The organism is Microbacterium sp. TS-1, assembly GCF_000509385.1.
Classification (GTDB): Bacteria; Actinomycetota; Actinomycetes; order Actinomycetales; family Microbacteriaceae; genus Microbacterium; species Microbacterium arborescens.
Window position 1 is genome coordinate 2366722 of record NZ_BASQ01000001.1, and the last position, 12374, is coordinate 2379095.

12 protein-coding genes and 1 tRNA gene are annotated in these 12374 nt (G+C 69.4%); 7 read left to right on the forward strand and 6 right to left on the reverse strand.

Translation table 11 applies throughout. The features are described 5' to 3' along the window. Positions 1-42 precede the first annotated feature (42 nt). Complete coding sequence (locus tag MTS1_RS11045; RefSeq protein ID WP_036304761.1) at positions 43-999, reverse strand: L-lactate dehydrogenase; 957 nt, start codon at positions 997-999, stop codon at positions 43-45. 32 nt (positions 1000-1031) lie between these two features. Next, positions 1032-1811, reverse strand: coding sequence for an SDR family oxidoreductase (locus MTS1_RS11050; RefSeq protein WP_023953836.1), 780 nt, complete (start codon positions 1809-1811; stop codon positions 1032-1034). A gap of 100 nt (positions 1812-1911) precedes the next feature. Here MTS1_RS11050 and MTS1_RS11055 point away from each other — a divergent pair, with 100 nt between their 5' ends. After that, complete coding sequence (locus MTS1_RS11055) at positions 1912-2769, forward strand: helix-turn-helix transcriptional regulator (protein WP_023953838.1); 858 nt, start codon at positions 1912-1914, stop codon at positions 2767-2769. Here the strand turns inward: MTS1_RS11055 and MTS1_RS11060 are convergent. Beyond that, positions 2766-4151: an MFS transporter gene (locus MTS1_RS11060; protein ID WP_036304762.1), complete on the reverse strand. Its 1386-nt coding sequence runs from the start codon at positions 4149-4151 to the stop codon at positions 2766-2768. The two genes, MTS1_RS11055 and MTS1_RS11060, sit on opposite strands and share 4 nt — an antisense overlap. A 70-nt stretch (positions 4152-4221) precedes the next feature. Here MTS1_RS11060 and MTS1_RS11065 point away from each other — a divergent pair. The 4 genes from MTS1_RS11065 (at position 4222) to MTS1_RS11085 (ending at position 8309) form a co-directional block, all read left to right on the forward strand. Continuing rightward, positions 4222-4312 (forward strand) — tRNA-Ser (locus MTS1_RS11065). Positions 4313-5064: 752 nt separating this feature from the next. Then, entirely contained in the window at positions 5065-5592 is a 528-nt protein-coding gene (locus MTS1_RS11075; RefSeq protein WP_144083389.1) for a hypothetical protein, read from the forward strand. Positions 5593-5639: 47 nt separating this feature from the next. Next, entirely contained in the window at positions 5640-6053 is a 414-nt protein-coding gene (locus tag MTS1_RS11080; protein ID WP_144083390.1) for a hypothetical protein, read from the forward strand. Between the two features lie 840 nt (positions 6054-6893). After that, positions 6894-8309 carry a hypothetical protein gene (locus MTS1_RS11085; protein WP_023953844.1) on the forward strand — a complete coding sequence of 472 codons (1416 nt, stop codon included), beginning with the start codon at positions 6894-6896 and terminating at the stop codon, positions 8307-8309. Between the two features lie 28 nt (positions 8310-8337). Here MTS1_RS11085 and MTS1_RS11090 read toward each other — a convergent pair whose 3' ends face one another. The 3 genes from MTS1_RS11090 to MTS1_RS11100 all read right to left on the reverse strand — a co-directional run bounded on the left by MTS1_RS11090 (position 8338) and on the right by MTS1_RS11100 (position 10736). Next, positions 8338-8607 carry a hypothetical protein gene (locus tag MTS1_RS11090; protein WP_137750795.1) on the reverse strand — a complete coding sequence of 90 codons (270 nt, stop codon included), beginning with the start codon at positions 8605-8607 and terminating at the stop codon, positions 8338-8340. Positions 8608-8865: 258 nt separating this feature from the next. Beyond that, entirely contained in the window at positions 8866-9792 is a 927-nt protein-coding gene (locus tag MTS1_RS11095) for an SDR family oxidoreductase (protein WP_023953848.1), read from the reverse strand. Between the two features lie 95 nt (positions 9793-9887). Continuing rightward, entirely contained in the window at positions 9888-10736 is an 849-nt protein-coding gene (locus MTS1_RS11100) for a helix-turn-helix transcriptional regulator (RefSeq protein ID WP_036304768.1), read from the reverse strand. A 210-nt stretch (positions 10737-10946) separates the two neighbouring features. On the opposite strand from MTS1_RS11100, the gene MTS1_RS11105 reads away from it, so the two are divergent. Next, the gene (locus MTS1_RS11105) at positions 10947-11129 is read left to right on the forward strand and encodes a hypothetical protein (RefSeq protein WP_023953852.1); all 183 of its coding nucleotides are present in this window, start codon (positions 10947-10949) and stop codon (positions 11127-11129) included. 153 nt (positions 11130-11282) lie between these two features. Next, on the forward strand, positions 11283-12263 hold the full coding sequence (locus MTS1_RS11110) for a S41 family peptidase (protein ID WP_023953854.1): 981 nt from the start codon (positions 11283-11285) through the stop codon (positions 12261-12263). The last annotated feature ends 111 nt before the right edge of the window (positions 12264-12374 follow it).

The following is a 12374-nucleotide window of genomic DNA, read 5'->3' on the forward strand; positions in this document are numbered from 1 at the left end:
ATCAGCGCCCCGCGCGACACCGCGCGCCGGGCGCGCGCGAGGTCAGCCGCGCAGGGAGGTGGCGACGTCGCTGAGGGCCGCCGCCGAGTGCTGGAACAGCTCGAGCTCGCGCTTGGAGAACTCGATCTCGCGCACAGGGAACGCGCCCCGGCGGTTGACGACCGACGGCACGGACAACGCCATGCCGTCGACACCGTGGAAGTCGCGCAGCACCGTGGAGACGGGCAGTACGGCATCCTCGTCGCGCAGGATCGCCTCGACGATGCGCGCGCTCGAGAGGCCGATGGCGTAGTTCGTCGCACCCTTGCCCTGGATCACCTTGTATGCGGCGTCGCGGACGTCGACGGCGATCTGGTCCAGCTCCTCCGCGGTGAACTTGGGCTGACCGTCGAGGGGCACCCAGTCGAGGATGGGCACCGTGCCGATGGTGGCATGCGACCACAGCGGGAACTCGGTGTCACCGTGCTCGCCGACGATGTAGGCGTGCACGCTCGAGATCGAGACACCGGCGCGACGGGCGATCTTCCAGCGCAGACGCGAGGTGTCGAGAACGGTGCCGGAGGCGAAGATGCGCTCGGGCGGCAGGTCGGTGGCCTCCTGCGCGAGAACGGTGAGCACGTCGCACGGGTTGGTCACGATGACGAAGGTCGCGTTGGGGGCGACCTCGAGCAGCTGCGGCATCATCGAGGCGATGATGCCGGCATTCACGCCCGCGAGCTCCGTGCGCGTCTGTCCGGGCTTCTGCTTGGCGCCGGCGGTGATGACCACGACGTGCGAGCCCTCTGCGACAGAGATGTCGGACCCGCCGATGATGTCGCTCGAGCCGGTGAACTGAGCGCCGTGTGCGAGGTCGAGCACCTCGGCCTCGGTCTTCTCGGTGGCGATGTCGTAGAGGGCCACGTGACGGGCCGAGCCGCGGATGAGGGCCGCGTAGGCGACGCTGGATCCGACGGCGCCCGCGCCGACGACGGTGAGTTTGGAGTTCTCGATCGCGCTCATGATCTCAGTCTGGCAGGGGCGCATGAGAGTCGCTACCGGGCCCCTCTCCGACCTGCGTGGGGGTCGGAGGAGTTGAGTGTCCGCACGACATCTGCGTAGTCGCCGCGCGCTTCACCATGGCGCAGGAACTTCACGCGCTCGACGAGCACTTCACGCACATCGGCATCCCGCTCGAGGATCGCCATCACCTCGTCGACGAACTCGTCGAGCGGCTGCGCTTGCGGGTTCTCGGCGTGACCGGGCATGAGGTCGGTCTGCACAGCCGGCGGCACGAGCTCCACGATCTCGACGGGGGAGCCGGCGTACTGCAGACGCAGCGATTCGCTCAGCATGTGGATCGCCGCCTTCGTGGCGTTGTAGCTGGGCGTCGCAGCGAGCGGGGCGAAGGCCAGCCCCGACGAGACCGTCATGATCGTCGCGGCGGGGCGGGTCAGCAGGTGCTCGATGAATGCGCCGATCAGCCGGATGGGCCCCATCAGGTTCGTCGTGACGGTGCGTTCCGCGCTGTCGACGAATCCCACGGGAGAGGTCCAGTCCTCCGCATTCATGATGCCCGCCATCGTCACGAGCACGTCGAGGCCGGGATGCCGTTCCAGAACCTCGGCGGCGGCGCGTTCGATGGATGCGGCATCCGACGTGTCGATCTCGACGCCGTCGATGCCCGGGTGCGACGAGCGGAGGTCGTCGATGAGTTCGCGCCGGCGGCCACCGACGATGACCGTGTTGCCGCGCTCGGCGAGAGCGATGGCGAGCGCGCGGCCGATGCCGCTCGTCGCGCCGGGGATGAAGATGGTGCGTCCGGTGATGTCCATGCGACGACTCTCGTCGCGGCATCCGTGCGCGTCCAGGCACGCGTGAACGGGGGAGCGGCGATCCCTGGCTCGAGCGGGTCGCCGCGGTCACAATGGATGCGTGGACCGCGCCGCACTCGCCCGATTCCTCCGCGCACGTCGAGAGCGGCTGCGTCCGGAGGACGTCGGACTGCCGTCGGGGGAGCGCCGCCGGGTGCCGGGACTCCAGCGCGAAGAGGTCGCGCAACTCGCTCTCATGAGCGCCGACTACTACACGCGTCTCGAGCAGGAGCGCGGTCCGCAGCCGAGCCTGCAGATGCTCGCGTCGCTCACGCGGGCCCTGCGCCTCTCGCGCTCGGAGCGCGACCACCTGCACCGGCTCGCCGGGCACACGCCGCCCGAACGTTCCGGCGCTGCCGATCATGTGGCACCGGCGCTTCAGCGGGTGCTCGACCGGCTCGACGACATCCCGGCGCTCGTGATCACCGAGCTCGACGAGACTCTCGCCCAGAACGACCTCGCGCGGGCTCTCTTCGGTGCGCGCGAACGACGCACCGGTCGCGAACGCAGCGGCGCCTGGTGCTGGTTCGTGCATCCTGTCAGCGAGCGGGCGGTGTATCCGGCATCCGATCACGACCGGCAGAGCCGGGCCATCGTGGCGAATCTCCGCGCCGTCGCGGGCCGGGGTGGCGCAGGGTCGCGGGCCGCGCGTCTCGTCGACGACCTGCGCGAGCGGAGCGCCGAGTTCGCCCGGCTCTGGGATCTCGAGGAGGTCGCCGAGCGGTTCGCGGATCACAAGGTCGTGATGCATCCGGCCGTCGGCGAGATCGAGGTCGACTGCCAGGTTCTCTTCACGGAGGACCGCTCGCAGGCGCTCCTCACCCTCACCCCCGAGCCCGGGTCGGAGGCGGCGGAGAAGCTGCGGATGCTGTCGGTGCTCGGCCCGCTCGCGTCGGAGCGCTCGCCGGGCGCGCGCTAGCCCGCCGCTGCCGGGGCGGTGGCTGAGGGTGCGCTGTTCCGGATGCCGGCGAAGGCGATGAGCCCGCCTGCGGCCATGAGTGCGGCAGTGACGATCGCCGCCCGGTGGAAGCCGGCGAGGTCGAGCGTGCCGCCCACGATGGGCGCCAAGAAGGCGATGACCACGAGGCCGGCGACCCGCGCGACGGCGTTGTTCACGGCTGACGCGATGCCCGAACGTTCCGGGTCGACGGCGCCGAGGATCGTCGCGGTGAGGGGCGAGACCGTCGCGCCGAGCCCGAGTCCGAACACGACGAGGCCGGGGAGCACCTGCCACCAGTAGTCGAAGCGCTCGCCGACGAGCAGCAGCATCAGTGCGCCGCCGGCCATGACGAGGGGGCCGACGGTCATGAACAGGCGCCCGCCGAGGCGTTCCGCGAGCGAGCCGGCCCACGGGCTCAGCGCGATCAGCAGCACCGTGGTCGGCAGGCTCGCCAGGCCCGCCAGCGTCGCGCTGAGGCCGGCGCCCTCTTGCAGGTAGACGCCGACGACGAAGCCGTTCAGCGAGAGGGCCGCGTAGACGAACAGGGTCGCGAGGTTGCCGGTCCAGTAGTTGCGCGCGCGGAACAGTCCGAGGGGCAGGATCGGATGCCGCGACGTTCGCTGCCGCAGCAGGAAGGCCGCGAACATCACGGCGCCGCCGGCCAGCGGCATCCAGATCGCGGGGGAGGTCCACCCGAGGTTCGGCTGCTCGATCAGCGCGAAGACCATGCCGCCGAGGCCCGCCGTGCACAGGGCGGCGCCGAACCAGTCGATCCCGGCGTCGGCCCGGCGCTCGTCGTGGACGGGGAGCCGCGCGACGAGCCACAGCGTGACGGCCACCGGCAGCACGTTGATGAGGAATGCGTAGCGCCAGGAGAGCAGGTCGACGAAGAGGCCGCCGAGCAGCGGCCCGACGAGCGAGGCGCCCGTCGTGAAGGCCGTCCACAGGCCGATGGCGCGCGAGCGCTCGTGGCCCTGGAGGAGCGAGGTGATGAGGGCGAGCGAGCTCGGCACGAGGAAGGCGCCAGCCGCACCTTGGACGGCGCGCGCGGCGATGAGGAAGACCGGGTCTTGCGCGAGACCTACCGCTACCGAGGCGACACCGAAGCCGATCAGTCCGATGCGGAGCACGAGGAGGCGCCCGTAGGCGTCGCTCACCGAGCCCGCGAGCAGGATGAGGGACGACAGCGTCAGCAGATACGCGTCGACCGCCCATTGCTGCGTCGCGAGTCCGCCGCCGAGCTCGCGCTCGATCGCCGGGAGTGCGACGTTCACGATCGTGCTGTCGAGAAAAGCCACGGATGACGCGAGCGACGCGATCGCGACGATGAGAGCCGTCTGCGGGGTCGATGATCGCGTCACAGACACACGCTACGCCTGGCCGGGGGCACGTGGTTCGCAGCATCGCCTCGGATGTCGTAAGCTGGTCGGCGGTGACGTGTCCGAGCGGCCGAAGGTGCAACTCTCGAAAAGTTGTGTAGGGTAACCCCCTACCGTGGGTTCAAATCCCACCGTCACCGCCAATGAAAACCCCCGGTTATCCGGGGGTTTTCTGCATATGTGGTGCGTTCCTGGTGCGGATCTGGGTCGTGCTGTCAACCGCGGTTCTGTGGCCGATGAGGGATGGCGCGATCTGGCGCAGAAGGTGGGACGCTGTGCCCGGTAGCGTCTGGCCGTCTCTGCGGCGAGCCCGGCCATGGCTGCGGCGGGTATCGCTTGTAGTAACGCTTCCAGGCGAACACGTTCGCAGCACCTGCGAGAGCTACCCACAGTCCCAGGAGTACCCAGCGCAACGGGGCGCCGGGCTCGTCCAGCGCATGTAGCAGCAGCAGTCCCGCCACGGGGTAGCAGAGAACGCCCGCGACCATGAGCTGGTGGTTTCGCCGACGAGCCGCAGGATCCGTCGGCGGCTGAGGTGTTTCCATAGTGCGATGCGCCTCCGAACCCATCATCGGGGTAGGGCCGCAACCGTGGGAATAGGCTTGGCGGCCGGCGCGGCGCTGACCGTCGGAATGCTCGTCTAGGGGGCGTTTGCTGCCTTCGGGTCGCTGACGTCCCGGAGTAGTGCTTCTAGGATGGCGACGTGACGACCCCCGAGGGTGGCGCAGCCGCAGCAGATCATCGAGATGTTCGGTGACGTCTCGAAGGCGGATGTCATCACGAGTTTCATGCCCGGCACCAACACGACGATGGAGAGCTTCTACTCCTCCACCGCCGACGAGGGGCTGACATCCCTGACGCGGCGGATGGTCGAGTATCCCCCGATGGTGTGGAGGTGGCGGGCTTCGTGCTCAAGCAGGGGTTCTTCCCGAACCTCGCTCCGCCGGACGTGGCGGTGTTCGGGCCGCAGGTGAATCTGTGGGCTCTGCCGCTCGGCAGCCGTTACGCGGCGTTCGAGGAGGAACTGGATGTCATCACCGACTCGACACCTCTCCTTTCCGTCGAGCACTCATTCGGGTCGAGCCCCGGCGGTCAAGCTGAACGGCTGGGTGCTGACTTCCAGGCGCGCGTGATCCTGGCAGGCATCGGGATGCTGGACGGGTGGGAACCGCAAGACGGCACCGCTTACTACGCCATCCAAGGCCCCACCGACATCAACCGGGCGCTCGACGGGATACAAGTGGACCCGTTCGGATACGCCGTGACCGCCAGCGAAGAGAACGGCTTCACCGAGCTCGACTCCGGATTCACAGGCTTCCGTCCCTTCGGGCAACACGGGGACGTGATCTCACCGGACCCGTCCGTGAACCTCCAGACGCATCTCCACCTGGAGCGCATCTTTATGGAACTGGCGAATCAATGAAGCGGTCTCGTGCAGTGTCGGTCACTGCAGTTCTGACGCTGGCAGGCATGACGATGGTGGGGTGTGCGATGGCAGGAAGGCCGACGCTCGAACAGGCGCGGACGGATACTGAGGCAGCGATGCAACGAATCGCGGACGAGATCCCCGGAGGTGTCGTCGAGGTACGAACTCCCGACTCGGCTTACCTGGCTTGCGACGGCGGCGGGTACTACTCCATCAACCGTTGGGCAGTCACGCCACAGCCGGGTTTCGACGGCGAAGCATTCGTCGACGCGCTCCCCGGCCGCCTTGGTTCTGATTACGTGATCGCCGAGACGGTGGACATCAAGTCCCCAGCCGTGGCCTTCAATCACGCCAGCGGGGCGGTCCTCGACGTCAAGGTAGTCGGGACCGAAGGGGACATCGTCGTGGACCTTCTCGGTCTCGCTCCATGCGGCGATGGCGAGCCACCGAACGAGTGAAGCGCCGTCACTGCTTCATTGCGCCATGACAGGCGAGCGCGTCGGATGACGCTGCTTCTGTCCCCGGGCTAGTTTCGGCTGTGACCCTCGGTTGCGCCAGCCGTGTCCGCCGCGGGGCCAGCGACCGGCCCACCCGCGTCCCGCAGTCGTGACACGAGGCTATGGTGGCCGCCAGGTGGGCGTGTCTGGTCCCGCCTTCGGCCCCGCGGCGGCCACTGCCTCGATTCTCTCTCTCTGGAGCGATGACTACCGTGCGCTGGGGCTGGTCGTCGGTCCTTCGGTGCCGGAAATCCGGTCACGCCGCGGACATAGCTGGGCGTCGCGTGGGCGGCGCATGACCGGCAACTGGTCACGGTTTCGGGGCACGGAAGCTGGTTCTCGAGCAGCGGTGAGGGGCTGAAGTGTCGGGGGCGTGAAGCGATGGGGGCGACCTACGAGGCCCCTAGCGACTGGAGCTGAGTCGCCGCACCCGCTTCCACCCTCCGGCTTCGTTCGATGCAGTTCGAGGTATCAGTGCCCGCCATCGCATTCCGGCACTCCAGCGGCATTCTTTTCGACGTTCAGGTGATCGATCTGGACCGCCGCACGGTCGTCTCCCTGCCGGGCATCTCTGCCTGCGGTGAAGGGGAGCCGCCGGCGGAGTAGTCGGGATCGGCTGATCGCTCGCCACGCGATCTCGCCTCCAGCGGCCCTCGATCGGCGATCCGCTCGAGCCCGACTGCCGCCTCGCGACCCGGCACTCACTCTCGGCGGTCGCGCACTCAGATCCCCACGGTGAGCCTCTAGGTGCCGTGGGCCACTCCTAATCTCGTGCGTGGACGAGAACGAAGGGGAAGCACCGTGAGATGGCTCAGGGCTCGGTACCTGACGGCGGTGGCCGCGGTGTCCATGGTCGCGCTGATCGGCGTCACCGTGCCCGCGCACGCTGCGTCGACCGCCGCGGAATCGGTGCAGTCTGAGGCTGCGAGTCCGCGGGCTCTCGAGGAGATCATCGCCTCCGGCGACGACTCCGTCAGGGCGCCGGGAGAAGCATTCCATGTTCTCGCCTATCGTGTGGCCCTGCCCGCCATCACCGGAAGATTCGAGTTCACCGTCCCCGCCCACGTTGAGATCGTGGCCATGCAACACCAGTCGCAGGGGCAGCTCGCCTTCACTCTTCACGATGACGGCCGCACGGCGCGGTCCGTCTCCGCGAGCGTCCCGATGCCCACCGGCATCTTCATGCAGATGCGCTTGTCCGAGGACGCGCCCCGTGGAGCGGTTCTGGAAGGCGGCGCGATGCGGTTGCTGGCGCCGAACGGCGAACCGCTCGCCGCCGGCACCTTTACGGTGACCGTGCTCGATCTGCCGCTCGTGGAGCAGCACCCCGTCGACGTCATCGTCGACGTCGGGAGCGGCGCCGAGTTCACGACATCCGCCTCCGGTGACGGCGTCCGCACCCAGTGGCAGGTGTCGGCCGACGGCGGTGCGACCTGGTCCGACATCGTCGGGGCGACCGCCGCCACGCTCCGCCTGGAGGCCACGACGGCCGAGATGAACGGATGGCGATACCGCGCGGTACACACCAACGCCGCGGGGTCTGTCCACACGAATGGCGCCGTCCTCACCGTTCGCGGTGCACCGTATTTCATCACGCACCCGTCGGATGTCGTCGCTTCGCTCGGAGGGTTCGCCAGCTTCTACGTCTGGGTGGTGGACAATGCGACCCCAAGCACGCTCCCTGTCACCTGGGAGGTCTCGCGGGATGGTGTGGTCTGGGAGGCGTACGAGTCCGGAACGTTCGAAGAGTGGGTTCAATCTCCCAACAGCCTCTTCTTCTCAAACGTCACCGCGGACATGGACGGTCTCCGGTTTCGAGCCGTGGCCGAGAACCACCTGGGCCGCGCTGTCAGCGACCCGGCTCTGCTCACCGTTGCCGCGGCGCCGGTCATCGATTCCCATCCCGCCGACGTGCGGACGCTCGTCGGCCACGATGCGGTGTTCCGGGCGAGCACCCCCGCGGTCTCACCGAACCGCACGCAGCAGTGGCAGCAGCGGGTCGCGGACGGGGAGTGGGTCGATATCCCGGGTGCGACGCAGCCCGAGTACTCGACCGGGCCCACCACGCTGGGCATGGACCGGACCGAGTACCGGATCGTGTTCGCGAACGCCTACGGCTCGACAGCATCCGAGCCTGCGACCCTGACGGTGCGGCCCTCTCTGCCGGCATCGGTCAGCGTCGCGCCGATCGTCCGGCTCGTCGATCGGCTGCCCTGACTCCGCCCGCGGGCGGCCCGGCCCGGGGTCAGCCGTCGCGGGCTCGGTCGCGAGCGCGTTCACGCTGCCGGAAGATCAATCCGACGATGATCACGACGGCCGAGAGCAGTGAGGGAACGACCCAGAACGATGAGGGCGCGCTTGGCGCGGTCAGATCCGACACAGCGTCATCGACGGTCGTGGACGCGAGATGGGAGAGGGCCGAGCCCGGAGGAGCTGCGGCATCGGCGGCCGCCTGCGCCGGTGTGGCGAGCCCGACCCCGAGGGCGCCGATCGCGACGATGGCGACCCGTGTCACGGCGAGAGACCACCGGTGACGCGCGGGGGTCAGCTGCCGGATGTTCCTCCTACGCATCGCGTCGCTCGCCCTCTCCTCGCACAGCGTCTCTACAGGTGCCGGGCAGCACCCGTAGACATGATCGCCAGGGCTCTCCTCGCTCATCCGGCGCCGGCACACGATCTGCGCGTCGAGCGAGGCGCATTGCGTGGTGCGCCGCGCCCGCGTGCGTGTGTGCTGTGTCTCGCGCGGTAACGTGCCGGCCGGCTCCCGCTCCGCTCAGGCCGTGAAGCGGTCGCCGATCATCTCGAGGGAGGCGTCCCAGAGGCGCGGTCCGTCCGTGAGGTCGCGGAACGGCGCCCAGAACTCCTGGCGACGCGGGGCACCCGCGATGACGCGACGCGGGCCGTAGAACTCGTCGCCGCGGGAGTCGGGGCCGGCGGCCGCGAGAAGGGCGGGCTCGGCGGCGCTCGGCACGGTTCCGGCGAGCCCGACGCGCGAGAGCGCGACGATCAGCGCCCGGCCCGGCGACGCCTTCGCTCGGCCCATTCCGGGCTGCGCCGCGAGCAGGTTCGTCGGGCTGACGCCGGGATGCGCGATGTTGCTCGACACGCCCCATCCGCCGGCGCGGCTGCGCGCGTCGAGCTCGCGGGCGAAGAGGGCGACGGCGATCTTCGACTGCCGGTACGCGGCCATATCGTCGTAGCTGCGCCGCCAGTCGAGGTCGTCCCAGTTCAGTCCGCCCGAGCGGGCCGCCACGCTCGTCTGGTGCGTCACGCGTCCTTCGCCGGCGCGGAGCAACGGCAGCAGGCCCAGAGTGAGGGCCACGTGGCCGAGGTGGTTGACGCCCCATTGCAGTTCGAAGCCGTCCGCGGTCGGCTGTCGTGACCCGGGGGTCATGACACCGGCGTTGTTGACGAGCAGGTTGACGGGGCGGCCCGTCGTCGCGAGGTCCCGGGTGAACGCGGCGACCGAGTCGAGCGAGGCGAGATCGAGCGGCCGCGTCGTGACGTGGGCGCCGGGCACCGCGCGGCGGATGCCGTCGAGGGCGGCCTCGGCTTTCGCGGGCGACCGTGCCGGCAGGACGACCGTCGCCCCCGCGGCCGCCAGTCGCGTCGCGATCACCCGGCCGATGCCGTCGGTCGCGCCGGTGACGACGGCGAGGCGTTCACGCAGGTCGGAGAGGGGAGCGGTGCCGCGGGTCATGGTTCCTCCATCGTTCACGCGAACCGGGGTGGCCCGCTCGTCCCATGCTGATCGCGGTGCCCGGCGGCAGCCAGAGCTGACTCATCCACTGATCGTCAGGTCACCCCTCGGCCGGCTTCGGCGCCGATGACGGACAGCAGTTGAAGCTTGTCGTGGCTTTCGCTCCCCGGCACCGCCGTGTAGACGAGCAGGCGGTGCGACTGGTCGGGGTCGAGGAGGGTCTGGCACTGCAGCTCGAGCGCGCCGACTTCCGGATGGCGGAACCGCTTGACCTCGGGCGGAGCGATACCGACCTGCTGCGCGTCCCACAGAGCGCGGAACTCCGTGCTGCGTTCTCTGAGCGACGCCGCCAGCGCGGCCGCGCGTGACGACGGGCCGCGCAGGGCCACGATCTCGCGAAGACCGCCCGCGTACACCCGAGACAGGACCGCGTGCTCGGCCTCGTCGTACGTCGCGCGTGCGGACGGGTCGGTGAACCAGCGGTAGCCGAGGCTGCGGGCATCTCCGGTGTAGCGGGTCGCGTCACCGACGAGTGCCACGCTCAGCGGCGTCTGCCTCAGGGTCTCGCCGAGTTCCGTGACGATCTCGGCGGGGGTGTCGTGCAACCGGTCGAGGATGCGCAGCAGCCCGGGGCTGACGTGATCGCTGGCGGGACCGCGAGCGGGCGGCGCGTGCCCGGCGAGGCGGAAGAGGTGGTCGCGCTCGCCGAGTGTCAGGTGCAGCCCCTGCGCGATCGCGGCGAGCATCTGTTCCGACGGGCGGGGGCCGGTACCGCGCTCGAGTCGGGCGTAGTAGTCCGTCGACATGTTGCAGAGCGCGGCGACCTCCTCGCGTCGCAGCCCCGGAGTGCGGCGACGCTGGCCGCGCAGCAGTCCGACGTCCGCGGGCTGCAGCGCCTCGCGCCGCATCCTCAGGAACGCGGCGAGTGTGTCTCGATCGATCATGTGGCGTTCGCCTTCCGGGGTCGCACGGTGCGGCATCCGTTCTACCGGTCGGCGGCGAGCGCAGCCAGGACCTGCCGGTCATCCTTTCGCCTCGGCTGGCGGTCGAACCGAGGAGCCGACCTGCCCGATCCGACCGGCGGGATCACGTCATGAAACGCGTGACGCGGCGTCTCGTGGGTGACGATCACTCACCGACGAACAGGCGCACCCATGACGCAGCTCGACTCCTTCTCCCCGCAGCACCCAGCCGACACCCGCGATGAGCCTCCCCGAGACGTCGTGGACATCGTGCGTGGGCTGCTGATCGTGAGCGCGCTCGCGCTCGCTGTATGGGCGAGCACCGTCGGCCTTGCGTATGCCGTCGCCGAGGTGGTGCTGGCCGTCACCGACTGACATGTCCCTCTCGAGGATGACCCTCGCCCGGGCAACTACATCGCCGTAGTGATGTGCGTGCCGGGTGCGCCTCGAGAAGATCGAAGGGTGCCACGATCGCGAACCACGACAGCAGCAAGCCCCCATGAGAAGACTCGTCGTCGGAGGCGGCGCGTGATCGGGGCGACCGTCGCGGTGGGGGCGATTGCGGCTGTGACAGCCGTCGGTGTCGTCGCGATCGATGTCTACGGCCCCCGATTCGGCGTCTACCTGGTTCCGCCCTCGGTGCAGAAATACGCGGAGATCGCCGTCGAGCGGCTCGATCGCGGTTATCACACCGATAGTGCCGAGTGGCCAGCGGCCCGTGCCGCCCTCCTCGAGGCCGGAGCCCATGCCTCGACCTACGCCGACCTCTATCCCGCTCTCGGGGAAGCGGTCGCGGTCGCCGGCGGGCCGCACTCGCGCTTCATCCCCCCGGGCGACGCGTCGTCAGCCGACGAGGTCGCGTCCGCACCTGTGCCGACGGTGAGCTCGCAGGGCGGCATCACCACGGTTGTGCTCCCCGAGATGATCTCCCCGGATGCGAGCGACCAGGATGCATACGCGACGACCGTCGCCGACGGGATCGATCATGCGGCAGCGGGCACGTGCGGGTGGATCATCGATCTGCGCGGCAATGTCGGCGGCAACATGTATCCGATGCTCTCGGGGGTGGCCTCCCTGATTCCCGATGGGCCGGCACTGTCGTTCCGCGACCGTCATGGCGGTGACGCCGTCGTCTCGGTGCGGCCGAACGGGGCCGCGCTGGGCGAAAGCGTCTTCGTGGACGTCGGCGACCGTGCGAAGCTGACGGGCGTGCCGCTCGCTGTTCTGCAGGACGACAGAACGGCTTCCAGCGGGGAAGCCGTTCTCGCATCGTTCCGCGGGCTCGACGGCGTCCGCACGTTCGGAGTGCCGAGCGCGGGATACAGCTCCGCGAACGTGAGTGCCACGCTCTACGACGGCGCCACGCTCGTGCTCACCGAGAGTGCGTACGTCGACCGGACGGGACGCAACTACGACGAGCAGAGCATCGATCCGGATCAGCCGGTGGCGGCATCCATTGCCCACGATGAAGCGCGCGCTTGGCTTGAGGAGCAGGGATGCGCCGGTTGATCCTCACGCGTCGTGCCCGCGGACGCGGTGTCGTCCCACCCGCGTGCAGCCCCTAAGAGGCGTAAAGGACCCGGTCGAGGGGTTTCCAGCCCGCGATCTCGCGGCGTCCGT

Bases quoted from the DNA above. Each gene is read 5' to 3' on its own strand.
- MTS1_RS11050 (WP_023953836.1), bottom strand. From the start codon at position 1,811: ATGGACATCACCGGACGCACCATCTTCATCCCCGGCGCGACGAGCGGC.
- MTS1_RS11100 (WP_036304768.1), bottom strand. From the start codon at position 10,736: ATGATCGATCGAGACACACTCGCCGCGTTCCTGAGGATGCGGCGCGAG.
- MTS1_RS11105 (WP_023953852.1), top strand. From the start codon at position 10,947: ATGACGCAGCTCGACTCCTTCTCCCCGCAGCACCCAGCCGACACCCGC.
- MTS1_RS11045 (WP_036304761.1), bottom strand. From the start codon at position 999: ATGAGCGCGATCGAGAACTCCAAACTCACCGTCGTCGGCGCGGGCGCC.
- MTS1_RS11095 (WP_023953848.1), bottom strand. From the start codon at position 9,792: ATGACCCGCGGCACCGCTCCCCTCTCCGACCTGCGTGAACGCCTCGCC.
- MTS1_RS11080 (WP_144083390.1), top strand. From the start codon at position 5,640: ATGACGATGGTGGGGTGTGCGATGGCAGGAAGGCCGACGCTCGAACAG.